25 protein-coding genes are annotated in these 25739 nt (G+C 63.2%); 10 read left to right on the top strand and 15 right to left on the bottom strand.

Annotated features, from left to right (window positions below; genetic code table 11):
• The first annotated feature begins 4 nt into the window (after positions 1-4).
• On the top strand, positions 5-556 hold the full coding sequence (locus ASD63_RS13540; RefSeq protein WP_034804952.1) for an SH3 domain-containing protein: 552 nt from the start codon (positions 5-7) through the stop codon (positions 554-556).
• Positions 557-595: 39 nt separating this feature from the next.
• Here ASD63_RS13540 and ASD63_RS13535 read toward each other — a convergent pair whose 3' ends face one another.
• Positions 596-1588 (bottom strand): adenosine kinase, encoded by a 993-nt coding sequence (locus tag ASD63_RS13535; RefSeq protein WP_034804955.1) that lies wholly within the window; start codon positions 1586-1588, stop codon positions 596-598.
• Between the two features lie 87 nt (positions 1589-1675).
• Entirely contained in the window at positions 1676-2104 is a 429-nt protein-coding gene (locus tag ASD63_RS13530; RefSeq protein WP_034804958.1) for a VOC family protein, read from the bottom strand.
• A gap of 68 nt (positions 2105-2172) precedes the next feature.
• Here ASD63_RS13530 and ASD63_RS13525 point away from each other — a divergent pair, with 68 nt between their 5' ends.
• The gene (locus tag ASD63_RS13525) at positions 2173-2766 is read left to right on the top strand and encodes a TetR/AcrR family transcriptional regulator (RefSeq protein WP_034804961.1); all 594 of its coding nucleotides are present in this window, start codon (positions 2173-2175) and stop codon (positions 2764-2766) included.
• A gap of 22 nt (positions 2767-2788) precedes the next feature.
• Here ASD63_RS13525 and nth read toward each other — a convergent pair whose 3' ends face one another.
• Complete coding sequence (nth, locus tag ASD63_RS13520) at positions 2789-3559, bottom strand: endonuclease III (RefSeq protein ID WP_034805307.1); 771 nt, start codon at positions 3557-3559, stop codon at positions 2789-2791.
• Between the two features lie 22 nt (positions 3560-3581).
• Here nth and ASD63_RS13515 point away from each other — a divergent pair, with 22 nt between their 5' ends.
• Both ASD63_RS13515 and ASD63_RS13510 read left to right on the top strand, forming a co-directional pair.
• Positions 3582-4079 (top strand): DUF2244 domain-containing protein, encoded by a 498-nt coding sequence (locus ASD63_RS13515; RefSeq protein WP_034804964.1) that lies wholly within the window; start codon positions 3582-3584, stop codon positions 4077-4079.
• A gap of 103 nt (positions 4080-4182) precedes the next feature.
• A complete protein-coding gene (locus ASD63_RS13510) occupies positions 4183-5070 on the top strand; it encodes a bifunctional helix-turn-helix domain-containing protein/methylated-DNA--[protein]-cysteine S-methyltransferase (RefSeq protein WP_034804968.1) in 888 nt (295 codons plus the stop codon).
• Positions 5071-5147: 77 nt separating this feature from the next.
• Here the strand turns inward: ASD63_RS13510 and ASD63_RS13505 are convergent, their stop codons facing one another.
• The 6 genes from ASD63_RS13505 to mepA form a co-directional block, all read right to left on the bottom strand.
• Positions 5148-5783, bottom strand: a complete 636-nt coding sequence (locus tag ASD63_RS13505; protein ID WP_034804979.1) for a 2,3-bisphosphoglycerate-dependent phosphoglycerate mutase — start codon at positions 5781-5783, stop codon at positions 5148-5150.
• Positions 5784-5817: 34 nt separating this feature from the next.
• Complete coding sequence (dapB, locus tag ASD63_RS13500) at positions 5818-6636, bottom strand: 4-hydroxy-tetrahydrodipicolinate reductase (protein WP_034804982.1); 819 nt, start codon at positions 6634-6636, stop codon at positions 5818-5820.
• Between the two features lie 21 nt (positions 6637-6657).
• Entirely contained in the window at positions 6658-8493 is a 1836-nt protein-coding gene (locus tag ASD63_RS13495; RefSeq protein ID WP_051659689.1) for an ABC transporter ATP-binding protein, read from the bottom strand.
• A 112-nt stretch (positions 8494-8605) separates the two neighbouring features.
• A complete protein-coding gene (locus ASD63_RS13490; RefSeq protein ID WP_034804985.1) occupies positions 8606-9625 on the bottom strand; it encodes a glucokinase in 1020 nt (339 codons plus the stop codon).
• 113 nt (positions 9626-9738) lie between these two features.
• Complete coding sequence (locus ASD63_RS13485; RefSeq protein ID WP_034805003.1) at positions 9739-10119, bottom strand: methylglyoxal synthase; 381 nt, start codon at positions 10117-10119, stop codon at positions 9739-9741.
• Positions 10120-10224: 105 nt separating this feature from the next.
• Positions 10225-11277, bottom strand: coding sequence for a penicillin-insensitive murein endopeptidase (gene mepA, locus ASD63_RS13480; protein WP_034805006.1), 1053 nt, complete (start codon positions 11275-11277; stop codon positions 10225-10227).
• Positions 11278-11508: 231 nt separating this feature from the next.
• Between mepA and ASD63_RS13475 the strand changes: the two genes are divergently transcribed.
• The 5 genes from ASD63_RS13475 to ASD63_RS13455 all read left to right on the top strand — a co-directional run bounded on the left by ASD63_RS13475 (position 11509) and on the right by ASD63_RS13455 (position 18369).
• A complete protein-coding gene (locus tag ASD63_RS13475; RefSeq protein WP_034805009.1) occupies positions 11509-13368 on the top strand; it encodes an extracellular solute-binding protein in 1860 nt (619 codons plus the stop codon).
• 177 nt (positions 13369-13545) lie between these two features.
• Complete coding sequence (locus ASD63_RS13470; RefSeq protein ID WP_034805012.1) at positions 13546-14628, top strand: microcin C ABC transporter permease YejB; 1083 nt, start codon at positions 13546-13548, stop codon at positions 14626-14628.
• A complete protein-coding gene (locus tag ASD63_RS13465; RefSeq protein ID WP_034805015.1) occupies positions 14628-15764 on the top strand; it encodes an ABC transporter permease in 1137 nt (378 codons plus the stop codon). Before ASD63_RS13470 ends, ASD63_RS13465 begins: the two co-directional genes overlap by 1 nt.
• 8 nt (positions 15765-15772) lie before the next feature.
• Positions 15773-17401 carry an ABC transporter ATP-binding protein gene (locus tag ASD63_RS13460; protein ID WP_034805312.1) on the top strand — a complete coding sequence of 543 codons (1629 nt, stop codon included), beginning with the start codon at positions 15773-15775 and terminating at the stop codon, positions 17399-17401.
• Between the two features lie 8 nt (positions 17402-17409).
• Positions 17410-18369: a glyoxylate/hydroxypyruvate reductase A gene (locus tag ASD63_RS13455; RefSeq protein WP_034805033.1), complete on the top strand. Its 960-nt coding sequence runs from the start codon at positions 17410-17412 to the stop codon at positions 18367-18369.
• A gap of 145 nt (positions 18370-18514) precedes the next feature.
• Here the strand turns inward: ASD63_RS13455 and ASD63_RS13450 are convergent, their stop codons facing one another.
• The 3 genes from ASD63_RS13450 to ASD63_RS13440 form a co-directional block, all read right to left on the bottom strand.
• Positions 18515-19369 (bottom strand): NlpC/P60 family protein, encoded by an 855-nt coding sequence (locus ASD63_RS13450; RefSeq protein WP_034805036.1) that lies wholly within the window; start codon positions 19367-19369, stop codon positions 18515-18517.
• A gap of 6 nt (positions 19370-19375) precedes the next feature.
• Complete coding sequence (locus ASD63_RS13445; protein WP_034805040.1) at positions 19376-19726, bottom strand: MarR family winged helix-turn-helix transcriptional regulator; 351 nt, start codon at positions 19724-19726, stop codon at positions 19376-19378.
• An 87-nt stretch (positions 19727-19813) separates the two neighbouring features.
• Positions 19814-21205, bottom strand: coding sequence for a M17 family metallopeptidase (locus tag ASD63_RS13440; protein WP_034805043.1), 1392 nt, complete (start codon positions 21203-21205; stop codon positions 19814-19816).
• Positions 21206-21336: 131 nt separating this feature from the next.
• Here ASD63_RS13440 and ASD63_RS13435 point away from each other — a divergent pair, with 131 nt between their 5' ends.
• The gene (locus ASD63_RS13435) at positions 21337-22161 is read left to right on the top strand and encodes a tetratricopeptide repeat protein (protein WP_034805046.1); all 825 of its coding nucleotides are present in this window, start codon (positions 21337-21339) and stop codon (positions 22159-22161) included.
• 93 nt (positions 22162-22254) lie between these two features.
• On the opposite strand, the gene ASD63_RS13430 is transcribed toward ASD63_RS13435, so the two are convergent.
• The 3 genes from ASD63_RS13430 to ASD63_RS13420 are packed head-to-tail and all read right to left on the bottom strand — an operon-like array spanning position 22255 to position 25736.
• Positions 22255-23241, bottom strand: coding sequence for a type II secretion system F family protein (locus tag ASD63_RS13430; protein ID WP_034805049.1), 987 nt, complete (start codon positions 23239-23241; stop codon positions 22255-22257).
• Positions 23242-23250: 9 nt separating this feature from the next.
• Entirely contained in the window at positions 23251-24261 is a 1011-nt protein-coding gene (locus tag ASD63_RS13425) for a type II secretion system F family protein (RefSeq protein WP_034805052.1), read from the bottom strand.
• An 8-nt stretch (positions 24262-24269) separates the two neighbouring features.
• The gene (locus ASD63_RS13420) at positions 24270-25736 is read right to left on the bottom strand and encodes a CpaF family protein (protein ID WP_034805055.1); all 1467 of its coding nucleotides are present in this window, start codon (positions 25734-25736) and stop codon (positions 24270-24272) included.
• Positions 25737-25739 lie beyond the last annotated feature (3 nt).

The raw sequence follows: 25739 nt of genomic DNA, 5'->3' as shown, positions 1-25739 counted from the left end.
GAAAATGGGCTTCGTCATGCGTCACGTCATTTCCAGATTCTCGCTCTCGTTGATCGCCGCCTGCCTTGGCGCCGCGATCATGACGTCAGCGGCTTACGCTCAGGCCGCCAAGGGCGCCAGCGGGCTGCCGCTGCCGCGCTTCGTCAGCCTGAAGTCCAAGAGCGTCAATCTGCGGATCGGCCCGAGCGTCGATTACGCGGTCGCCTTCCGCTACATGAAGCCGGGCGTGCCGGTCGAGATCATTCAGGAGTACGATAACTGGCGCCGCATCCGCGACGCCGACGGCACCGAGGGCTGGGTGAACCAGGCGCTGCTTTCCGGCGACCGCACAGCCGTTGCAGCCCCCTGGATGCGCGGCAAGGGCGAAGGCGTCTTCGTCAACATGCGCCGCGACGCGCAGGGCAATTCCCCGATCGTCGCCCGCATGGAGCCCGGTGTCATCGTGAAAGTCGGCGAGTGCAATGGCGACTGGTGCCATGCCGAAGCGCAAGGCGTCGAAGGCTGGATCGCCCAAGGCGAAATCTGGGGCGCCTATCCGGGCGAGGCCTTCAAGTAAGGCCGCGCCCGTCTTTAACCAAAAATCAATTCGGTCGGATCAGGCGAGACCAGCCTGTTTGGCGGCCGTTTCCAGCGAGACCATCGGCCGCGGCCCGATCTGGCCGATGACGATGCCGGCCGCGAGATTGCCGAGCTTGCTGCAGTCTTCGAGCGAGCGCCCGCTCGTGTAGCCGTGAAGGAAGCCGGCGGCATAGAGGTCGCCGGCGCCGGTCGTATCGACAACCTGGGCGATCGGCGTTGCGGTGACCCGAACGCGTTCGTCGCCGCGCACGACAACCGAACCCTCTTCGCTGAGCGTTACCGCCGCAAGCTTGCAATCCTTCGAGAGCTTCTCCAGCGCCAGATCGAAATCCTCGGTCTCGTAGAGCGCCAGCGCCTCCTGCTTGTTGGCAAAGACGATGTCGACCGTGCCGGAGCGCATGAGTTCCAGGAACTCGTCGCGATAGCGGTGAACGCAGAAGCTGTCCGACAGCGTGATCGCGGTCTCGCGGCCATTCGCGTGGGCGATCCGTGCGGTTTCGCGGATAGCATCCTTGGCGCGCGGCGGATCCCAGAGATAACCTTCGAAATAGGTGACCTTGGCCTCAGCGACGACGTCGGCTTCGACGTCCTCGGGGCCAAGCTCGACGCAGGCGCCGAGATAGGTATTCATCGACCGTTCGCCATCCTCGGTGACGAAGATCATCGAGCGCGCCGTCGGCGGCACGGTTTCGAGCGGCTTCGTCTGGAAATAGACGCCCTGGGCACGGATGTCGTGGGCGAAGATCTCGCCGAGCTGGTCGCTTGCGGTCTTGCCGAAATAGGCAGCGCGGCCGCCGAGGCTGGCAACGCCCGCAGCCGTATTGCCGGCGCTGCCGCCGGAGGCTTCGACCGCCGGGCCCATGCGCGAGTACAGCAACTCGGCTCGCTCGGCATCGATGAGGTTCATGGCGCCCTTTATGATGCCGTTTTCATTGAGAAAAGCATCGTCGCAGCGCGCGATGATATCAACGATGGCGTTGCCGATCGTCAGCACGTCGTATTTTGTCATGAACCTCGTCCGGTCTCCGTGATGGCCGGTGTTCGTTAATACCGGTTTTCCGGCCATTTGGAAGACAAAAGACGCGTGCAGGCGGCTTCACGCCGTAGGAAGCGCGCTTTCCTCATAGGCGGCGGCGAATTCGGCGCTCGGCGGAATGGGCTTGATGATATCGATCAGCACGCCATTCGGGTCGGCAGTGATGAAATGGCGCTGGCCGAAATCCTCGTCGCGCAAGGTTTTGAGGATCGGCAGGCCGGCAGCAAGCGCCTGCGCATAGATCGCATCCGGATTATCGACCTCGAAGTTCAAAAGCAGACCGCGCGTCGGCGCACGCGCCTCCTCGGGGATCGTCTCGTGGCGGTAATCGAGCACGGCCAACGTCACATGCTCGTCCTCGACCGATTGAAGATGCACATACCAGTCGCTGGTGAAGAGCGCCTGGAAACGGAAGTGATCGACATAGAAGGCGGCGGTGGCGGCAACGTCGGCCGTCATGATGACCGGGTAATAGCTCGTCGATTTCATGGCTTTTCCTCGCTCCGGCAATATCATACAATCTGTATGTTTCTTCAATTAACATACAGGCTGCATGTATGCAACAGGAAGTCTCCCGACGCTCCAATCGCGAGCGCTCCGACACGACGCGCGCCGCGATCCTCGATGCCGCCCGCGGCCTCTTCGTCACCAGGGGCTACGCCGACACCTCGACGCCGGACATCGTCGCGGCCGCCGGCCTGACCCGCGGCGCGCTCTATCACCACTTCGAAGACAAGAAGGCGTTGTTTCGCGCGGTGGCGGAACGGGAAGCAATTGCTGTGGCGACGTCGATCGAGCAGGCGACGTCAGGCGACCTTTCGGCCCGCCAGGCACTGAAGGTCGGCGCCCGCGCCTATTTCGACGCCATGCGCGAGCCGGGGCGTATCCGCCTGCTCTTGCTTGATGGACCTGCCGTCCTCGGTAAGCTGGAGATGATGGCGATCGACGCGGCCAACGCGCAGAGAACGCTCGAGGAAGGGATTGCCGAGGCAATGGCTCCGGCCACCGTTTCTGCCGAAAGGTTGTCGGCCATGGCTTCGCTGCTTTCAGCTGCCTTCGATCGCGCGGCGCTCGACATAGCCGATGGCGCGTCGAGCGAGGTCTATGCGGAAACGATCGGCACGCTGATCGACCGGATGGTGTCGCCGTAAGGATCAGCGTTTACGGCAGGCGTCAGCTTGCGGCGGAGATCATCTGCGGCGGCAATTCGACGAGCGACGCCGGGATGTCGCAGGTCTTTTCCGGCGACTTGCAGATATCGGCGATGACGCAGCGCTCGCACTCAGGCTTGCGCGCCTTGCAGCAGTAGCGCCCGTGCAAGATCAGCCAGTGATGGGCGTGGTAGAGATACTCGTCGGGGATGATCTTTATCAGCTTGTCTTCCACCTCGTCCGGGGTCTTGCCCGGCGCCAGACAGATCCTGTTGGCGATGCGCAGGATGTGGGTGTCGACGGCGATCGTCGACTGGCCGAAGGCCATGGAGAGCACGACATTGGCGGTCTTGCGCCCGACGCCCGGCAGAGTCACCAGCTCTTCGCGTGTGCGCGGCACCTCGCCGCCGAAGTCGCGGATCAGCTTTTCGCTCAGCGCGATGACGTTCTTCGCCTTGTTGCGATAGAGGCCGATGGTCTTGATGTAGTCCCGGACTTTTTCTTCGCCGAGCGCCAGCATCTTTTCCGGCGTATCGGCGATGGCAAAGAGCGCACGCGTCGCCTTGTTGACGCCGGCATCGGTCGCCTGCGCCGAGAGCGCCACGGCGACGACCAGCGTGAAGGGATTGACGTGCTCGAGCTCGCCCTTCGGCTCCGGCCGCTGGATCGAGAAGCGACGGAAGATCTCCTTGAGCTCGTCCTGGCTATAGAGGCTCTTCACCCGCGGCGTGGCGCGGCGGCTCGCCTTCGGTTTTGCAACACCCACGGGCAATTTTGGCTTCACGTTTTTCATGATGCATCTATAGTCAAAGGTCATGATCCATGGCAACGCCACCACCCCATCTGAGGACGCTCCGGTCTTCACCGCCGAGCTCACGCCCTATCGCTCGCTCGGGCGCCGCGGCTTCAAAATGTTCTTCCTGATCGCCGGGCTCCTGAGCCTCGTTCACGGCCTCGTCTTCCTCATCATCGGCGCCTGGCCGGTGGTGTTCTTTTTCGGGCTCGACTACCTGCTGCTGTTCGGCGCGTTCTGGCTGAACAATCGCTCGGGGCTCAGCCGCGAAGAGGTCCGCGTTAGCAGGACGGACGTTTCGGTGCGCAAGTTCACGCCCTCGGGCCAGATCAGCGAACATCGTTTCAATCCGTTCTGGGCGCGCTTGAATGTCGCCCGGCATCAGGAGATCGGCATCGTCTCGATGACGATCAGCGGCGGTGGCCGCCGAACCGATATCGGCTCGTTCCTCAACCGCGACGACCGCGAGACTTTTGCGCTGGCGCTCTCGGGCGCGCTTGCGACCGTTCGCCGCCGCTGACGCCTGGCGCTTGTGGCGGCACCCCGCCGATCGCATGTTTTCAAGTTTCGGGTGGTTGACGGGGCCAGCAAATGGTTACCTGTGACAAGACAGGAGAAGAGCCATGAACATTGCGACATCCGTACCCACCGATATCACGCCGAAAGGCACCGACTATGATACGGTCAGCCGCGTGATCGAAATGCTCACCGAGGACTATCGCGACCAGCCGTCGCTCGAATCCGTGGCACAGCGCCTGAAGCAGTCGCCGACGCAGCTCCAGAAGGTCTTCACCCGCTGGGCCGGGCTTTCGCCGAAGGCCTTCCTGCAGGCCGTCACGCTCGACCACGCCAAGCGCCTGCTGCGCCAGGAAGACATGCCGCTGCTGGAAACCAGCATCGAAGTGGGCCTGTCAGGACCGAGCCGGCTGCACGACCTGTTCGTCACCCACGAGGCGATGTCGCCGGGTGAATGGAAGGCGCGCGGCGAAGGGCTGACAATCCGCTTCGGCTATCACCCCTCGCCCTTCGGCACGGCGCTGGTGATGATCACCGAGCGCGGCCTCGCCGGCCTTGCCTTCAACGATGCCGGCGGCGAGCAGGCCAGCTTCGAGGACATGGCGCAACGCTGGCCGAACGCCCGCTACATCGAGGACAGCGCGGCGACGTCCCAATACGCCGCGCGCATCTTCGATCCTTCGCGCTGGCGGCAGGACGAGCCGCTGCGCATCTTCCTCATCGGCTCCGACTTCCAGATCCGGGTCTGGCAGGCGCTGCTCAAGATCCCGCTCGGCTGCGCCACCACCTATTCGAACATCGCCGGCAACATCGGCCAGCCGACGGCATCGCGCGCCGTGGGTGCTGCGGTCGGGCGCAACCCGATCTCGTTCGTGGTTCCGTGCCACCGCGCGCTTGGCAAAAGCGGCGATCTCACCGGCTATCACTGGGGGCTGACGCGCAAACGCGCCATCCTCGGCTGGGAAGCCGGCAAGGCGGCCGACGGCACGATCTGATTACAGGCTTCCCAGCATCATCACAGACGCAAAAAGGGGCGCCAAGCGCCCCTTTTTCATTCTCCGTCTGTCAGCGCTCAGTGGGCGCCGGACATGTCGCCGAGCACTTCCTTGGAAGCGACGGTCGAATTGGCGTTGAGCTTGTAGACCATCGGCACGCCGGTCGCGAGGTTGAGCTTCAGGATCTGTTCCTTGCTCAGGCGATCGAGCACCATGACCAGCGAGCGCAGCGAGTTGCCGTGTGCAGCGACCAGGACCTTCTGGCCCGACAGCACGCGCGGCAGGATCTCGGTCAGGTAATAGGGCCAGACGCGTGCGCCGGTGTCGCGCAGGCTCTCGCCGCCCGGAGGCGGAATGTCGTAGGAGCGGCGCCAGATATGCACCTGCTCTTCGCCCCACTTCTCGCGGGCGTCATCCTTGTTAAGGCCCGACAGGTCGCCGTAGTCGCGTTCGTTCAGCGCCTGGTCGCGGATCGTTTCGAGCGAGGACTGGCCGACGGCGTCGAGCACGAACTGGCAGGTGCGCTGGGCGCGAACGAGGTCCGAAGTGAACGCGATGTCGAACTTGATGCCGTAGTCGGCAAGCGCCTTGCCGCCGGCCTTGGCTTCCTCGACGCCGAGTTCCGTCAGGTCCGGATCACGCCAGCCGGTGAACAGGTTCTTCAGGTTCCAGTCGCTCTGGCCATGCCGGACGAGGACGAGAGTACCGCTCATGTCGAATTCCCCTTGAGACTTGAGAGTGGAAAGGTCAGTTGAGCCCGAGAACGTCGAGCATCGAATAGAAGCCGGGTTTCTGGCCGCGGGCCCAGAGTGCAGCGGTGACGGCGCCGCGCGCGAAGATCGAACGGTCCGTGGCGCTGTGCGAGAGCGTCACCTGCTCGCCTTCGCCGGCAAGAATGACCGAGTGTTCGCCGATGACCGAGCCGCCGCGCAGCGTCGCAAAACCGATCGTGCCAGCCGGACGCGGACCCGTATGACCGTCACGCACGCGCACGGAGTGGTCGGCAAGGGCGATATCGCGCCCCTTCGCCGCCGCAGCGCCGAGAAGCAGGGCCGTGCCCGAGGGCGCATCTACCTTGTGCTTGTGGTGCATTTCGAGGATTTCGATGTCCCAGTCGGCCGAACCCAGCGCCCGCGCCGCCTTCTCCGTCAACACACCGAGCAGGTTGACGCCGAGGCTCATATTGCCCGACTTGACGATACGAGCGTGGCGGGCGGCAGCGCGGATTTTCGCCTCGTCGTCGGACGAGCAGCCGGTGGTGCCGATCACATGGACGATGCGGGCCTGGGCGGCGAGCCCGGCAAACTCGACGGTGCCAGCCGGCGCCGTGAAATCAAGGACGCCTTCTGCTTCGACGAAGGCTTCGAGCGGCTGGTCGGTCACCGGCACGCCGATCGGGCCGAGGCCGGAGAGCTCGCCCGCATCGCGGCCAATGAAGGGGGAACCCGGGCGCTCGATGGCCGCATGCAGGCGAACGCCATCCATCGCGTGAACCGTCCTGATCAGCGTCTGACCCATACGGCCGGCCGCACCCACCACCACGAGCTTCATATCGTTTGCGCCCATCGGTGATTTCCTTCTTGTCCGCTAGTGAATTTCGGCGTCGGCCGGCGCTTCGGGCGCCTCGCCTTCAGGCGACTGCTCTTCCGAAGACTGGCCCTGGAGATTGTGGAGGCGAGCGTAGAGACCGTCCGGCCGCCGTGCAAGATCGACATGGGTGCCTTCCTCGACGACGGAGCCATCCTTCATGACGATGATCTTGTCGGCGTTGACGACGGTCGAAAGTCGATGTGCGATCACGATCACCGTGCGGCCATCCATCGCGTGGTCGAGCGCCTTCTGCACGGCGGCTTCCGATTCGGTATCCAGCGCGGAGGTAGCCTCGTCGAGCAGAAGGATCGGGGCGTTGCGCACAAGCGCACGTGCGATCGACAGACGTTGGCGCTGGCCGCCCGACAGCGTCATGCCGTTCTCGCCGACCGGCGTATCGTAGCCCTGCGGCTGCGCAAGGATGAACTCATGGGCGTAGGCAAGCCGTGCGGCGTCCTCCACCTCGGCATCCGTCGCGTCGATGCGGCCGTAGCGGATGTTGTCGCGGATCGAGCCTTCGAAGAGATAGGGCTGCTGCGACACATAGGCGATGCCCTGGCGCAGCGACTGCTTGGTGACGTCGGCGATGTCCTGCCCGTCGATAAGGATCTGGCCGGATGCCGGATCGTAGAACCGTGGAATGAGGCTGATGACCGTCGACTTGCCGGCACCCGAGGGGCCGACCAGCGCGGTCGTCTTGCCGCCCTCGGCCACGAAGCTGACGCCCTTCAGCACCTCGTCGCCATTGGGATAGCGGAAGCGCACGTCACGCAGTTCGACAGCGGCATTCGTAAACGCCAGTTCCTTGGCATCGGCCTTGTCGCGCTGGTGCGGCACGGTGTCGAGGATCTCGTAGACCATGCGGGCGTTGACGGCGGCGCGTTCGAGCGAGACCTGAAGACGCGCCAGGCGGCGGGCCGGATCATAGGCCATGAGCAGGGCGACGACGAAGGCGAAGAAGGCACCGGGCGGCACGTCGGCGTAGATGGCGCGGAAAGCCGAATAGGCAAGCACGGCCGAAATCGCCAGACCCGCGAAGGTTTCGGTCATCGGCGCGGTACGCTCGCTCAGCCGCGCAATGCGGTTGGCGCGGTTTTCGGCCCGGTCGATGATCGTCTCGACTTTGCCACGCAGCTCGCCTTCCATGGTGAAGGCCTTGACGATGGTGATGCCCTGAATGGTCTCCTGCATCGCGCCGAGAACACGGCTGTTGACCTCGATCGCCTCGCGCGTGGCCGAGCGCAAGCGCTTGGACACATAGCGCAGGCCCAGGAGCAGAGGAGGCGCTGCGACAAAGACGATGATCGACAGCAACCAGTCCTTGGCAAACATGACGCCGACCAGGCCGATCAGCGTCAGCAGGTCGCGCGCGATTGAGGTAACGGTCAGATTGAGCACGTCGCGAATGCCGCTGACATTCTGGCTGATCTGGGCTGCAAGCTGCGCCGAGCGGGTCTCGTTGAAATAGCCGACGCTGAGCGCCATCAGATGGGCATAAAGGCGGCGCTGGTAGCGCGCGACGATGTTGTTGCCGATCTTCGAAAGCGCGACGGCCTGGCCATAGGTGGCAAAGCCGCGCAGCACGAAGGCGGCAAGGATTGCGCCGCAGACGAGCAGAACGATGTCCGCCCGCTTGTTGGCGAAGGCCTCGTTGATCACGGTTTCCATGATCGAGGCGGTAAAGCCGGTCGTCGCGGCGACCACGGCCAGGCAACTGATGGCGAAAACATAGCCGCGAATGTGGTCACGACCGTTTTCGGCAATCACCCGCTTGAGGATTCCGCTGATCGTATCGGAGTCGACCGCGTGCTGTTTTTTCTTGCTGGCGCTCAAAAAGCCCGTCTTCCCTGGAACCAATCTGGAGAGCCGGCATCCGGCCCGATCTTTCCCGGCGCTCTATAGTGGTTTGATATCGCTTTGGCGAGTCATTGCGCGCGCAGCGGGCTCAGCTTCTCCAGCGGCGTCCTTCCGTTGCCACACCGAAATCCCTCGGTGTGCGGGCAAAGGCCGCCAATCCCGAGAGTGCCGCCATCGGGTGAATGACGGCAAAGGTGGGGATCGTCCGCATCAGCGCCGAGTGCGGCGCCTTGTCCTCGAAGGCAGCACGGAAGGGCGACTTCAAGAGCGCCGGCAGGATCTTCTGCGAGATGCCGCCCGCCAGGAAAACGCCGCCACGGGCCATGAAGATCAGAGCCATGTCGCCGGCGACCCGCCCGAGATAGGTCGAAAACAGCGAGATGGTCTCGATCGCCGCCCTGTCGCTCTCAGCCAGCGCGTGCGTCGTTACTTCCGCGGGGTCCGTCAGAACCGGGTCAACGCCATCGGCGGCGCAGACGGCGCGGTAAAGGTTCATGATGCCGCGGCCGCAGAGGATCTGCTCGCCGGCCATGCGGCCTTCGATCGGCTCGAGAAAGGGCCAGATCTGGAAGTCGCGCTCAGTGCGCGGACCGATATCGACATGTCCGCCTTCGCCCGGCACCGGGAACCAGGTGTGCTGGGCAAAGACCAGACCGCCGACGCCAAGGCCAGTTCCCGGACCCAGCACGACGCGGGAGGTCATCGGCCGAATGCTGCCGCCGCCGATCTGCACCAGATCCTCATCCGCCGGAGCGGCGACGGCAAGCGCCTGCGCCTCGAAGTCGTTGATGATGAGCACGTCTTCGAGGCCGAGGCTCGAAAGCATGTCCTTCGGCCGGATCACCCAGCCGGCGTTGGTCAACGGAATTTCGTCGCCCCGAATCGGACCAGCGACCGCCAGGATCGCCGAGCGCGGCTGCACGGAGGTCTTGTCGAGAATGCTCTTCTGCAGCGCCTCCTCGATCGTCTCGAAATCACCGGTCTTGATCGGCGGCAGCTGCTTCGGGTCGGCAAAAGCGTCGATGAGCAGGGCGAAGCGCGCATTGGTGCCGCCGATGTCGCCGATCAGGATCGGAAAGGGAAAGCTGTGTTCACTGGTACCGGACATCGCAAAGATCCATCCTGATCGTCATCTTGGGTTGCTGAACTGTCTATCAGACAGAACGGGATGAGGAAAAGTGCGGGAGGATTTCAGTAGAATCCGCCCGCCGGGAGCCCGCATCATCTGGGGTTCAGGTCGATCAACTGCTCGGCCGTTGCACGATTGAGCGCCATCGGAATGTCGTAGACGATGGCGAGGCGCATCAGCGCCTTGACGTCGACATCGTGCGGCATAGCGGTCAGCGGATCGACGAAGAAGATCAACAGTTGCACTTCGCCGGTGGCGATCATCGCGCCGATCTGCTGGTCACCGCCGAGGGGGCCGCTTTTCAGCCGGGTGATATCGAGGCTTGGGCAGACGTCGAGGACGCGACCGCCGGTCGTGCCGGTGGCGACGATCCGCCAGTCAGCCAGAACCGTCTCGTGCGCCTTGGCAAAGTCCGCAAGATCGTCCTTCTTCTGATCATGCGCGATCAGCGCAACACATTTTCGATCCGCCATGCCGGGCCTCGCATCAATATTTAAATCGATTTGATTGCCCTATACATGAGCGCCACGGGAATGGGAAGGCTGATGCCTCCCCGCCCCACTCGTGTGTCCTTAATCCTACTGCAGCGTCGGACGCGCCATTGGTACGGGGATATCGGCCGGCGGGACATCACCGGACGCACCGATCACCTGCTCGATACTATCGTTCGCTGCGGCCGGCGCGGCAGCCCGGTAGGCCGTGCCAAAAGTGGCGGCCGCTTCTGAGGCCGGCGCCGGGCCGTTCAGGACCAGAGCGCAGGCCTTCGGCAAGTCGGCAAGCGTCGTCACCTTCGGCTTGACGGGCTTTGCGTCCGGCTTCTTGGTCGGCTTCGCCCATGGCTCGTCGGTGAACCACCAGGCCAGCGACTTGTCGCAGCCGTCGCCCGCCGGCACTTCCGCCTGGTCCTTGCAGGTCGAAGCGCCGGCGGGGCACTTGATGCGGATGTGGAAGTGATAATCGTGGCCGTAGATCGGCCGGACCTTGCCAAGATTGGTGCGGTCGCCCGTCCAGGTATCGCAAAGCTTCTTCTTGATCGCCGGATTGACGAAGACGCGCTCCACCTGCGGGTAGCTCGCCGCCAACATGATCAGCTGCGCGTGCTTCGGCGTCCAGATCGAACGGTCGACCGTCAGGAATTTGTTCTTCTGCAACATCGAGGTGGCGGAGATGTCCTCGCGCTCGCGATAGGTAAGCGTGCGTTGCGGCATCGGCGTCAGCCAGATATCGGCATCGAGCCCGATCTGGTGCGAGGCGTGGCCCGACAGCATCGGCCCGCCGCGTGGCTGCGAGATATCGCCGAGCAACAGGCCCGGCCAGCCGACCTTGTCGGCGGCGTCGTGGGAAAACTGCTCGATCAGCGCGATCATCTGCGGATGGCCCCAGCGGCGGTTGCGCGACAGCCGCATTGCCTGCCAGGTCGGCCCGTCGGTCGGGATGGCGACACCGCCGGCTAGGCATCCCTTCGCATAGAAGCCGTAGGAATTTGCCGCCATCTCGGCAGGCAGGGCCTTGGCGCCGAAAAGCGCCTTGGCCGGCGTTTCGTCCGCCGCGGCGTTGTCGGCGATCAGGAGGCTTGTTCCGAGCAGCAGCGCAAGAAACGCCGAGCCGCAACGTCGAAATGGAGCAATCATTGAATTTCGTCCCGTTTGTCTCGCGGCGAGCGGCGCCGATGTGCGGCATGCCTCTCCGGCGAACCCCGATCCTAAGGCCCCGTCTTTGCCTCAGCCTTACGCGTTACACGCTTGTGAATCACCGGGATGTGACTCAAAAATTTGGCCTGATTTGCGGCAGTGCCTGTCATTTGCCCTGATTTCGCCTATGCTCTCGCAAAAGAAGATTGAAATATAAGGGGTACCGGCTGGATGCCAAACTTCTGCAGGACCGTGAAACCTGGCCTCGCTGCCTCGCTACTGACAGCGGCGTTTCTTCTCCTCCCTCCTGCAGGCAATGCCCAAGAACAGCCCGTCTGGCGCTACGGAACATCGTCAATCGGTGAACTGAAATACAAGCCCGATTTTGCGCGCTTCGACTACGTCAATCCTGACGCTCCCAAGGGTGGAGAGCTGCGCCTGTCGGAGAGCGGTACATTCGATACCTTCAATCCAATTCTCTCCAAGGGCGAGGCGGCGAGCGGCGTAACCTCGCTCGTCTTCGATACGTTGATGAAATCGGCCGAGGACGAGATCACAACCGCCTATGGGCTGCTGGCCGAGGGCGTTTCCTATCCCGACGATATTTCCTCCGCGACGTTTCGCCTGCGCGCCGAGGCCAAGTGGGCTGACGGAAAGCCTGTGACGCCGGAGGACGTGGTTTTTTCGTTCGAAAAAGTGAAGGAACACAATCCGCTTCTGTCCAACTACTACCGCCACGTGGTTTCGGCGGAAAAGACTGGCGACCGCGACGTCACCTTCCGCTTCGACGAGAAGAACAACCACGAAATGCCGAACATCCTCGGCCAGTTCCCCATCGTGCCGAAACACTGGTGGGAAGGCGAGGACGAGAAGGGCAACAAGCGCGACATCAGCCGCACGACGCTGGAGCCGGTGATGGGCTCAGGCCCCTACAAGATTGCGTCGTTCCAGGCCGGCGGCTCGATCCGCTTCGAACGCAGGGACGACTATTGGGGCAAGAGCCTCAACGTCAATGTCGGGCAATATAATTTCGGCGTGATCAGCTATGCCTTCTTCAGCGACAGGAACGTGCAGTTCGAAGCCTTCCGCGCCGGCAACGTCGATTTCTACCAGGACAACAGCGCCAGTCACTGGGCGACCGCCTATGACTTTCCGGCGATGAAGGATGGCCGTGTGGTCCGCGAGGAGATCGAGAATCCGCTGCGCGCAGCCGGCATCATGCAAGCCTTCGTGCCGAACATGCGCCGCGACAAATTCAAGGATCAGCGCGTGCGCGAGGCGCTGAACTACGCCTTCGACTTCGAGGACCTGAACCGCAACCTCGCCTACAACGCCTTCCAGCGTGTCGACAGCTATTTCTGGGGCACCGAGCTTGCCTCCAAGGCTTTGCCGGAAGGACGCGAGAAGGCCATTCTGGAGGAACTGAAGGACAAGGTTCCTCCAGAAGTCTTCACCGTGCCCTACGCGAACCCGGTCAACGGCGACCCGCAGAAGGTGCGCGACAACCTGCGCAAGGCGCTGGCGCTGTTCAAGGAGGCGGGCTACGAACTCAAGGGCAACCGCCTGGTCAACGTAAAGAGCGGCGAGCCCTTCAGCTTCGAATTACTCTTGGCCAACCCGTCGTTCGAGCGCACCGTCACGCCGTTCATCAACAGCGTGAAGAAGATCGGCATCGATGCGCGCATCCGGACCGTCGACGATTCGCAATACACCAACCGCGTCCGAAGCTTCGACTATGACATGATCTACGGCATATGGGCGCAAACACTGGTACCCGGCAACGAGCAGATCGACTACTGGGGTTCGGCTTCGGTCAATCAGCAGGGATCGCGAAACTATGCCGGCATATCCGATCCGGCGATCGACGAACTCATCCGCAGGATCATCTTCGCGCCCAACCGCGACGAACTGGTGGCAACAACACGGGCCCTCGATCGCGTTCTTCTCGCCCATCACTTCGTGGTTCCGCTGTTCTACTCGCGCTCGGTTCGCGTGGCTTACTGGAACCAGCTCGCCCGTCCGCAGGAACTGCCCTACTACGGAATAGGCTTTCCGGACGCGTGGTGGTCGAAAAACGCCTCCCCCAAATGAAGTCCTTGCACTCGAATGGCGTCTCGATTCCAAATGCAAAAAAACGAATCACTGAAACAAGCCCCGATCCGGGCCTGACAGCCGCAAGGAGACACAGGGATTGAGACACCATAGACGGCTTGCCGACGCTTCGCCGGTCCGGGCCACCGCCCACACGTCGATCGAAAGGCCCGCCTGATGGGTGCCTACATCCTGCGCCGCCTGCTTTTGATGATCCCGACGATCTTCGGGATCATGGCGATCTCCTTCATCGTGGTGCAATTCGCGCCCGGCGGCCCGGTCGAGCAGGTGATCTCGGACCTGACCAATGCCGGCGGCTCCGATCGCCTGTCGGGCAGCAGCGGCGACCTGATGCAGGCCGGCGGCGACGAAGGCGGGCGCTATCGCGGCGCTCAAGGGCTCGACCCGGAGTTCATCGCCAAGCTCGAAAAGCAATTCGGCTTCGACAAGCCACCGCTCGAACGCTTCGCTACCATGATGTGGAACTATCTCCGCTTCGATTTCGGCGAGAGCTTCTTCCGCAACACCTCGGTGATCGATCTGATCAAGGAGAAGATGCCGGTCTCGATCTCGCTCGGGCTGTGGATCCTTCTATTCTCCTACGCGATCTCCATCCCGCTCGGCATCAAGAAGGCCGTATCCGACGGTTCTGCCTTCGACGTCTGGACCTCGGGCATCATCGTCATCGGCTACGCCGTGCCGAGCTTCCTCTTCGGCATCCTGCTGATCGTCGTCTTTGCCGGCGGCTCGTTCTTCGACTGGTTCCCGCTGCGTGGCATCGTCTCCGACAATTTCTGGGATTTGCCCTGGTGGCAGAAGATCCTCGACTACATCTGGCACATGACGCTGCCGCTGATCACGCTGCTGCTCTCGGCCTTTGCGACGACGACGCTGCTCACCAAGAATTCCTTCATCGACGAAATCAAGAAGCAGTATGTAACGACGGCACGGGCCAAGGGCCTGACCGACGGCCAGGTGCTCTATGGCCACGTCTTCCGCAACGCCATGCTGATCATCATCGCCGGCTTCCCCGGCGCCTTCATCTCGGCCTTCTTCACCGGCTCGCTTTTGATCGAATACATCTTCTCGCTCGATGGCCTCGGCCGGCTCGGCTATGATTCGGTCGTCAAGCGCGACTATCCGATCGTCTTTGCCACGCTCTTCATCTTCTCGCTGATGGGCCTGCTCGTCAGCCTGCTGTCGGACCTCATCTACACCTGGGTCGATCCGCGCATCGATTTCGAGCGGAGGGACGTCTGATGGCAAGCCTCGCAACGTCCCCGACCGCTGTGGCGCCGCGTGGCTGGTTGTCACCGGTCAACCAGCGCCGCTGGCAGAATTTCAAGGCGAACCGACGGGGCTACTGGTCGCTTTGGCTGTTCCTGGCGCTGTTCGGGCTCAGCCTGGTCGGTGAACTGATCGCCAACGACAAGCCGATCATCGCCTCCTACAAGGGCGAGCTTTTGTTCCCTGTCGTCATCGACTATCCGGAGGAAAAGTTCGGCGGCTTCCTGGCCGAGACCGACTATCGCTCCGACTTCATCCGCGACGAGATCGAGGCCAATGGCTGGATGATCTGGCCGCCGGTGCGCTATTCCTACCAGACGGTCAATTCCAACATCCCGCATTCGGCGCCGACCAAGCCGTTCTGGCTGATGGACAAGGAAGAGCGCTGCTCCGCCTACCCTGACAAGACCAACGACCGGAACTGCATCGTCGGAAACCTCAATTGGCTCGGCACCGATGACCAGGCCCGCGACGTCTTTGCGCGCATGATCTATGGCTTCCGCATCTCGGTGCTCTTCGGCCTGACGCTCACCATCGCCTCGGCGGTGATCGGTGTCACCGCCGGCGCCATCCAGGGTTATTTCGGCGGCTGGACCGACCTCCTGATGCAGCGTTTCATCGAGATCTGGTCGTCGATGCCGGTGCTCTACATTCTCCTGATCATCGCCGCGATCCTGCCGCCAGGCTTCTTCATCCTGCTTGGTATCATGCTCTTGTTCTCCTGGGTCGGTTTCGTCGGTGTCGTGCGCGCCGAGTTCCTGCGGGCTCGCAATTTCGAATACGTCAACGCGGCACGCGCGCTCGGCGTCGGCAATGGCACGATCATGTATCGCCACCTCCTGCCGAACGCGATGGTGGCGACGCTGACCTTCCTGCCCTTCATCCTCTCTGGCTCGATCACGACGCTGACTTCGCTCGACTTCCTCGGCTTCGGCATGCCGCCGGGATCGCCCTCGCTCGGCGAGATGATCGCCCAGGGCAAGTCCAACCTGCAGGCGCCCTGGCTGGGGCTGACGGCCTTCTGCGTCATGTCGCTGATGCTGTCGCTGCTGATCTTCGTGGGCGAAGCGACGCGCGATGCCTTCGATCCGAGAAAGACGTTCCGGTGAGCGCGACGATGACAGATCCAATCCTCTCCGTCCGTGACCTTTCCGTCGCCTTTCACCAGGGCGGCAACACCTCCGTTGCCGTCGACCATATCTCCTTCGACATCAGGCGCGGCGAGACCGTGGCGCTTGTCGGCGAATCCGGTTCGGGCAAATCGGTCTCGGCCAACTCGATCCTGAAGCTCTTGCCCTACCCGTCCGCCAGCCACCCGAGCGGCGAAATCGTCTTCAACGGCAAGGACCTGCTGAAAGCCAGCGATGCGGAGCTGCGCCACGCCCGCGGCAACGACATCACCATGATCTTCCAGGAGCCGATGACCTCGCTCAACCCGCTGCATTCGATCGAGCGGCAGATCGGCGAGATCCTCGAACTGCACCAGGGGCTGGAGGGTGCAGCGCGGCGCACGCGCATTCTCGAGCTGCTCAACCAGGTCGGCATCCGCGAGCCGGAGAAGCGGCTGAGCGCCTATCCGCACGAGCTCTCGGGTGGCCAGCGCCAGCGTGTGATGATCGCGATGGCGCTCGCCAACCGACCGGAACTCTTGATCGCCGACGAGCCGACGACCGCACTCGACGTCACCGTGCAGGCACAGATCCTCGAGCTGTTGAAGACGCTCAAGGATGAGCACGGCATGTCGATGCTGTTCATCACCCATGACCTCGGCATCGTGCGCAAGATCGCCGATCGGGTCTGCGTCATGACCAAGGGCAAGATCGTTGAAACGGGACCGACCGCCGAGATCTTTGCCAATCCGCAGCATGCCTACACCCGCCATCTGCTCGCCTCCGAGCCGAAGGGCAATCCGCCGCCGTCTGACGCGTCGAAGCCGATCGTGATGGAAGCCTCTGAGATGAAGGTGTGGTTCCCAATCAAGGCGGGATTCCTGCGCAAGGTGGTCGATCATGTGAAGGCCGTCGACGGCATCGATCTGAAGCTGCGTGCAGGCCAGACACTCGGCGTCGTCGGCGAATCCGGCTCCGGCAAGACGACGCTCGGGCTTGCGTTGACGCGGCTGATCTCGTCGAAGGGTCGCATCGCCTTCATCGGCAAGGACATCGACCGCTACAGCTTCAACGAGATGCGGCCGCTTCGAAACCGGATGCAGATCGTCTTCCAGGATCCCTACGGCTCACTCAGCCCGCGCATGTCGGTGGCCGATATCATCGCCGAGGGCCTGAAAATCCACGAGCGCTCCCTATCCGACAACGAGCGCGACGCCCGCGTCGCGGCGGCGCTCGAAGAAGTGGGCCTCGATCCCGCGACCCGCTGGCGCTATCCGCACGAGTTCTCCGGTGGCCAGCGGCAGCGCATCGCCATTGCCCGCGCCATGGTGCTTAAGCCGCAATTCGTGATGCTCGACGAGCCGACCTCGGCGCTCGACATGAGCGTGCAGGCGCAGGTGGTCGACCTCCTGCGGGACCTGCAGAGCAAACACGACCTCGCCTATCTGTTCATCAGCCACGACCTCAAGGTCGTGCGCGCCCTTGCCAACGAGATGATCGTGATGCGCATGGGCAAGGTGGTTGAGCAGGGCCCGGCCGAACGCATCTTCAATGCCCCGAGCCAGGACTACACGAAGGCGCTGATGGCTGCCGCCTTCAACCTCGAAGCCGTCAACTTGACCGCGATCCGTCAATAGGTGCCCGAATGTCCGCAAAAAGCCCCGTCATCGTCGATCTGAAGTTCATTCCGGAGGAGGTCGAGGCGGCGCTTCGCGGGGCCTTCCCGGATCGCGAGGTGATCAACCGCGCCGATGCCGTGCACCACAACCGCGACCTCTCCGGCATCGACTATGCAGTCGTCTGGAAATCGGCACCGGACCTGTTCGACCGGGCGCCGGATCTCAAGGTGGTGTTCTCCGGCGGCGCCGGCGTCGACCACGTCCTGACCTTGCCGGGCCTTCCCGAAGTGCCGCTCGTGCGCTTCGTCGACCAGACGCTGACGACGCGCATGAGCGAATGGGTGGTCATGCAGTGCCTCATGCACCTGCGCCAGCACCGCACCTACGAGGCGCAGGCGGCGAAACGCGAATGGCGCGACCTGACCCAGCCGGAAGCCGCCGACATCACCGTCGGCATCATGGGCATGGGCGTGCTTGGCCAGGACGCCGCCCGCAAGCTCTCGGCCATGGGCTTCAAGGTCATCGGCTGGTCGCGCAGCAAGCGCGACGTCGCCGGCATCGAGACCTTTGGCGGCAACGAACTCGACAGCTTCCTGGCACGCAGCGACTTCCTTGTCGGCCTGCTGCCGCTGACGCCGGACACCCGCGGCATTTTCAACCTGCGCCTGTTTGCAAGGCTCAGCCGTAACGGCCCGTTCGGCGCGCCTGTCTTCATCAATGCCGGCCGCGGCGGTAGCCAGGTCGAAGCGGACATCCTGAAGGCGCTCGACAGCGGCGTGCTCGCTGGTGCCTCGCTCGACGTTTTCGAGCAGGAGCCGCTTGCCCAGGACAGCCGCTTCTGGACCCTGCCCAACGTCTACGTCACACCGCACGTGGCGGCATCCTCCGACGTCAAGGCCCTCTTCCGCCATGTGGAGCAGCAGATCGCCCGCTTCGAAGGCGGACAGGCGCTCGAACACGTCGTCGACAAAGTAGCCGGCTACTGATCCAGCGAAAGCGAGGTGCGACGCTTGCCACGCCGAGCCTCCTGGCAGAGACGCAGCGTCGCATTCTGCGACGTGAACGGGTGTTTTGCCTTCATCGGCTACGATTGCGGAGGCTCGCGCCCCCCTACGCTCCGTTTGCGGGCGCTCAGGGACGGCGGTAGCCCGTCGGCTGCTCATAGAGCCAGCCAATCCGCTCGATCGAGGCCTCCAAGCCCTCTCGCGCAACCGTCATCGTGTGACCGTTGGCGTGGATCAGGGTTTCGTCGTCCTCCATCAGCGCGACGTGCCCTTTCCAGAAGACGAGGTCGCCGCGTGTGAGCTCTTCGCGCCCAATCGGCGTTCCCAACCCCGTCGCCTGCATGTCGGAATCGCGCGGCGCCTGCCTGCCGACCATCATCATCGACAATTGCACAAGGCCGGAGCAATCGATGCCGAAGCCGGAACGCCCGCCCCAGAGATAGGGTGTTTCGACGAAGCGGGCAGCGACCGAGACATAGTCTCCCGGCACGACACTGCCGACCTCGATGCAGTGATTGGCGATGACCGCCTGGCCGCCGTCGAGCAGAAAGTAGCGCGTGCCCCTCGTTTCGCGTTCATCGACAACCGTCAACCGGCTGCCCATCGACAGCGGATAGACCGTCGGGAAACGCAGATCATGGCCGGTATAGACGAAGGTGCGCGGCGCCGTCACGATATGGGTCGGGCTCTTGACCACCGGCGCAAGGCAATACTCCGGAAGATAGCCGACATAGCCGTCGAGATCGGCCTTCACCCAACACCAGCTTTCGTTGGTGTCGAGTACCCGAACGGATTCGCCGAGCAGCAGCTCGGTGTCGGTGCCGCAGGCGAGATCGGGCTTGGCCCGCAGGGGCGCAACCGGAACAGAGATGCGCGCAACGCTTCCCTCGACGTAGCGTTCGGCTTGCACGACACCGCGTAGCCGGCTCTCTGCGAGGTCGGGGCGATAGGCGTTCAGGCGGCGATCGGGCGGTGTCGACATGTCTACTCACTTCAGCTGCTTGCGGCCCTGATCAATGATCAGGTCACCGAATTTTTCAAGATAGAGAGCACCCTCGACTGTCCTTTTGATGACGACGTTGCGGCGATCACGCTCGTCGCGGGTGCGATCGACAAGTCCAAGCGCTCCCATGGTGTCGAGCGCGCGGGTGATGACCGGCTTGGTGACCCCAAGCGTCGCCGCCAATCCACGCACGGTGTGCGGCGGCGGCACGAGGTAGATGTGCAGCAGGATCGCCAGCTGCCGCAAGGTCAGGTCGCGGCTGTCGACGCGAACCTGGGCGAGCGACACCGAATGCCAAAGCCCGAGGGCCTGGGAGGGCGTTAGCTCGATCGGCAATGGCGGCTCCTACGCGTGATACTGATCCGCCACGATAGCGGCGGATCGTTACGCAAGCGTTTCTTTGCCGGTTACGCCTGGTTGCGGTTACCTCGTCATCTTCTGGACGTGCTGGTAAAGCGCACGGATTGCCTGCGCCTCCCCGCCAACCGTCGAATGCGGGCGCTCGGACGGAGCCCAGCCGAAGATATCGAAATGGACCCAGCTCTTGGCGTTGGTGACGAAGCGCCGGAGGAAGAGTGCCGCAGTGATCGATCCGGCCATGCCGCCCGCAGGCGCGTTGGTGAGGTCGGCGATGCGGGCCGAGACATCCTTGTCATACCCGTTATAGAGCGGCATGCGCCACATCGGATCGTCGACCTCGAGGCTTGCTTCCGTCAGATCGTGGGCCAGATCGGCATCGTCGGTGAAGAAAGGCGGCAGATCCGGGCCGAGCGCGACGCGCGCGGCACCGGTCAGCGTCGCCATGTCGACGAGCAGATCCGTCTTCTCTTCGTCAGCATAGGCGAGCGCGTCGGCAAGGATCAGCCGGCCTTCGGCATCGGTATTGTCGATCTGCACGGTCAGGCCCTTGCGGCTGCGATAGATGTCGCCCGGCCGGAAGGCATTGGCGGAAATAGAGTTTTCGACCACCGGCACGATGACGCGCAGATCCACCTTGAGCTTGGCGTCCATGATCATTAGCGCCAGGCCAAGGACGTTGGCGGCACCGCCCATGTCCTTCTTCATCAGCAGCATGGAGGCCGACGGCTTGATGTCGAGACCGCCCGTATCGAAGCACACGCCCTTGCCGACGAGCGTTACCTTCTTGTGGCCCTTCTTGCCCCAGCGCAGCTCCAGCAGGCGCGGAGCCTCGGCGCTGGCGCGGCCGACGGTGTGAACCAGCGGGAAGTTCTGCGTCAGCAGCGCTTCGCCGGTTATGACCGAAACATCGGCCTTGTAGTGGGCGGCAAGCGCGCGGAACGCGCCTTCGAGCGCTTCCGGTCCCATGTCGTTGGTCGGCGTGTTGATGAGGTCACGGGCGAGGAACACGCCAGCGAGCTGGCGCTTGATGTCGGTCGCGTCCGCATCGGCGGGGATGAGCAGCGTCGGCGGTTCGCCCTTGGCGGACTTGTAGCGCTCGAAGCGATAGGAGCCGAGGCCGTAGCCGAGCGCCAGCCGGTTGGCCGTCAGCGGTGCCGTTTCGATATGCCATTTGCCGGCCGGCAGCGCCCGCGCCAGCTTGCCTGCGAGGAACGGCGCTTCCGACGGGTTGCTGCCGAGGCCGAAGAGCGCGCCGCCAAGATGGCCGTCGGCGGACGGGATCAACAACACCGCGCCGGACTCGGCCGTAAAGCATGCCTTGCGCGCCCAGTCCAAAGCGATCGGGTCGATCGTCCCCGTCTCGATATGCGCCGGCGTGACGGCGAAGATCGGCAGGGTCTTGCCGGCGCTGGTGTTGAACGGCGACGGCCGCTCGATGAACTGATAGGGAGCCATGAAAGTCCTCGGCTGACAGAGATGGAATCGCGCCATTAACGCTCTGTTAGGGTTAACAGATTATTGCTGGAGTGAAAGTTGCGCCGGTGTTGTCTGAAGTTCAGGTGCGCGAATGCATGCTGGGGACACACATGGCCAAATATACGACCTCATCCTCGAAACGCGCCCGTTTCTTGCAGGGCGCGGCGATCGCGCTGGTGGCGCTTTCGCTTGCCGGCTGCGCCAACCAGCCGAAGAAGGAACTGACGACAGGGTCGATCTCCAGAACGTCAAAACCGGTGCAGTCGATGACCGCGCCTGAGCTTTCGGCCGCTGCCGAAAGCATCGGCCAGGCGTATGAAAAGAACCCCAAGGATCGCGAAGCGGGCCTCAACTATGCCAATCTCCTGCGCATGACTGGCCGCAATGAGCAGGCGCTTGCGGTGATGCAGCAGGTCGCGATCAACCATCCGTCGGACCGCGAAGTGCTCGGCGCCTACGGCAAGGCACAGGCCGCCGCCGGTCAGCTCGAGCAGGCGCTTGCGACAATCGGCCGAGCGCAGACACCCGACCGTCCAGACTGGAAGCTGAAATCGGCCGAGGGCGCAATCCTCGACCAGCTGGGCCGCGCCCAGGAGGCGCGACTGCGCTACCGCGAGGCTCTCGACCTCAAGCCGAACGAGCCGTCAGTACTCTCGAATCTCGGCATGTCCTATCTTTTGACCAAGGACCTTCGCACCGCCGAAACCTATCTCAAGTTGGCGGCAAGCCAGCCCGGCGCCGACAGCAGCGTGCGCCAGAACCTCGCGCTCGCCGTCGGCCTTCAGGGCCGCTTCCAGGAAGCCGAGACGATCGCCCGCCAGGAGCTTTCCAGCGAGCAGGCGGAAGCGAACGTCGCCTATCTGCGCTCAATGCTTTCGCAGCAGGGCGCATGGAAAGAGCTCGCCAAGGCCGACGACAAGAAGGTCGCCAACTAAAGGCGCGCCGCGTTCTTCAGAGACGCTCCTGGCGCCTCTAGCGCTTCCCATCTACCGCCCATGATTGTAGAGCGCCGACAGCGGCGCCGCTGCCTAGAATTTGTCGGCGACCTGGATGCCCGCGGGTCCAAGGATGACGGCGACCAGCACCGGCAGGAAGAACAGGATCATCGGTACAGTCAGCTTCGGCGGCAGTGCAGCCGCCTTCTTCTCGGCTGCCGTCATGCGCTGGTCGCGACTTTCCTGCGCTAGCACACGCAGGGCCTGAGCGATCGGCGTACCGTAGCGGTCCGCCTGGATCAGTGCCTGGACCACGGATTTCACCTCGTCGAGGCCGGTGCGCTGTCCGAGATTTTCAAGTGCAACCCGGCGCTCGGGCAGAAACGACAGTTCCGCCGTCGTCAGCACCAGCTCTTCCGCCAGTTGCTGCGATTGCGATGCCACCTCGTCGGCGACGCGACGCATGCCGAGCTCCATCGACACGCCCGATTCGACGCAGATCAGCAGGAGATCCAGCGCATCCGGCCAGGCCCGGCGTATCGACGCCTGGCGCTTGGTGATGGCGTTGGCCACGACGATGTTCGGCGCATAAAAGCCAAGATAGGCAAAGCCGATCGCAAAGAAGAGCCGCACCATCAGCGGCTTGTCGGCAAAATTGCCGAGTACGAAGATATAGACGAGCGCGACGAGCAGAAACAGGAAGGGCAGGCAGAAGCGCGCGAACAGGAAGGTGTTGAGCGCGTTCTGCGAACGGAAGCCGGCCATTTTCAACCGGTTGACGGTATTATCGTCGACGAGCGCCGAGCGCAGGTTGAGCCGTTCGACGACCTGGCGGATGGAGGCGTTGTTCTGCCCGCGCAGGCTTGCCCGGCCGTTTTGAACCTCGGCGGCAAGCCGCGCGCGTTCGCGCGCCCGGATCTGCTCGCGCTCGGTCGCAACGGACTTCATCCGCTTGCCGAGATCGCCGCGATCGAACAGCGGCACGATCAGCGAATAGAAGGTTGCGAGCACGGCGAGCGAAACCAGAATGGCGACGACGACGTTGGGATCGGTCAGGGTCTTGATCAGGTCAGTGCTCATCGACGCCCCTCAGATGTCGAAGTTGATCATGTTGCGCATCACCCAAATGCCAATGCTCATCCAGAACAGGCCGGCACCGATGATCAGATGACCGCGGGGGTCGGTGAAAAGCACCATCATGTAGGCGGGCGATGTCAGGTAGACCAAAAGCGCGACGATGAACGGCAGGGCGCCGATGATGCAGGCCGAGGCCTTGGCTTCCATCGACATGGCACTGACCTTCGCTCTCATCTTCCTGCGCTCGCGCAGGACCTTCGACAGGTTGCCTAGGGCTTCCGAGAGATTGCCGCCCGCCTGCGCCTGGATGGCGATCACGATGGCGAAGAAATTCACCTCCGGCAGGGGAATGCTGTTGACCATACGGGCGCAGGCTTCGGTCACGCTCAGGCCCACCTGCTGGGATTCCACCACGCGGCGAAACTCGGTCTTGACCGGCTCCTGGCCGTCGGCGGCGATGAGACGTAGCGCGTCGTTCAAGGGAAGGCCCGACTTGATCGAGCGGACCATGACCTCAAGCGCGTTCGGGAATTCCTCGAGGAACTTCTTGCAGCGCCGCTTGACCAGGTAGCCGATGAACCAGCGCGGCAGGCCGAGCCCGGCGACCAGGCCGAAGCCGACGGCAATGGGGAGCCCGGCGCCCAGTATCAGCACGACCAGAAAGGCGAAAAAGCCGAAGAGCGCGCTGAACAGATAAAAGCGCCCGATGGAGATCGACAGGTCCGCCTGGGTGAGACGCACCTTCATCGAGGGCGCTGTCTTTGCCGAGCGTTCCTGCTGCTTCTTTTCCAATTCTTTCAGCGAATCCTGGACGGATTTTCGCCGTTTCGACAGTTCGCTCACGCGGTCGCGCGCGGCCTTCATCTTGGCGCGGTCGGTTTCCGCCGCGCTGATCTTGCGCACGCGGCCTTCCGCCTTCTTTTCGCTTTCGATGCGCGAGAACAGCAGGCCGTAGGCAAGCGCCGCCGCCGATATGGCGACGAGGGCCGCTAGCGCCATAACGGTGATGTCTATCCCGAACATCGCAGCTCCTAGCCCTTGTCCATCGCGTCGAGGGTCGCGGCCAGTCGCTTGTCCTCGTTGAAGTAGCGCGCGCGATCCCAGAAGTGCGGCCGGCCGATGCCGGTCGACATGTGGCGGCCGATGATCCGCCCGCCGGCGTCTTCGCCATCGATCTCGTAGCGCATCAGGTCCTGGGTGATGATCACGTCGCCTTCCATGCCCACCACCTCGGTGATGTGGGTGATGCGGCGGGAACCATCGCGAAGGCGGGACGCCTGGATGATCACGTCCACCGATCCGGCGATGATCTCGCGCACGGTCTTTGCCGGCAGCGTATAACCGCCAAGCGCGATCATAGATTCCATGCGGCTCAGGCATTCGCGCGGCGTGTTGGCGTGGATGGTTCCCATCGAGCCGTCATGGCCGGTGTTCATCGCCTGCAACAGGTCGAAGACTTCCGGGCCGCGCACTTCGCCGACGATGATGCGTTCGGGGCGCATGCGCAGGCAGTTCTTGATGAGATCGCGCATGGTGATCTCGCCTTCGCCTTCGATGTTCGGTGGGCGGGTTTCGAGGCGCACGACATGCGGCTGCTGCAATTGGAGTTCGGCCGTGTCTTCGCAGGTGATCACGCGCTCATCCGTGTCGATATAGCGTGTCAGGCAATTGAGAAGCGTCGTCTTGCCCGAGCCCGTGCCGCCCGAAATGACGATGTTGCAGCGGACGCGACCGATAATCTGCAGGAGAACGGCGCCCTCTGGCGTTATCGAGCCGAAGCGGACCAGCTGCTCGAGCGTCAGCTTGTCTTTCTTGAACTTGCGGATGGTAAGCGCCGTGCCGTCGATGGCGAGCGGTGGGGCAATGACGTTGACGCGGGACCCGTCCGGCAGGCGGGCGTCGCAGATCGGGCTCGATTCGTCGACGCGGCGACCGACCTGGCCGACGATGCGCTGGCAGATCGAAAGAAGCTGCGCGTTGTCGCGGAAGCGGATTTCCGATTCCTGCACTTTACCGGCGACTTCGATGAAGGTCTGGCCTGCACCGTTGACCATGATGTCGGCGATGTCGTCGCGGGCAAGCAGCGGTTCGAGCGGACCGTACCCCAGAACGTCGTTGCAGATATCGTCGAGCAATTCCTCCTGCTCGGAGATCGACATCGCGAAGTTCTTGATCGTGATGATGTCGTTGACGATATCGCGGATTTCCTCGCGCGCGCTCTCCGTATCGAGCTTGGCGAGCTGCGACAGATCGATCGTGTCGATCAGCGCGGAGAAGACCTGCGATTTCGTGTCGTAGTAGTCTTCCGTCCGCGCCTGCCGCCGTCTTGCCGGCGGAGCGGGCGTCGGCGGCCTGGCACCAGCGGAGGGCGTTTCGGCAAGAACCGGAACGGCGCGCTCGACCACCGGCGCTTGCACCGCAGCCACGATCGGCGGAGGGGCGGAAACCGGGGTGCCGCCGCCTTTGCCGAAGCCTTCGTTTCCGCGCTTGCCAAACATCTG

This window comes from Ensifer sp. Root558 (assembly GCF_001427045.1).
GTDB classification, from domain to species: Bacteria; Pseudomonadota; Alphaproteobacteria; order Rhizobiales; family Rhizobiaceae; genus Ensifer; species Ensifer adhaerens.
The sequence above is the reverse complement of the archived record's forward strand: the minus strand, read 5'-3'. Positions and strand labels throughout refer to the sequence as shown.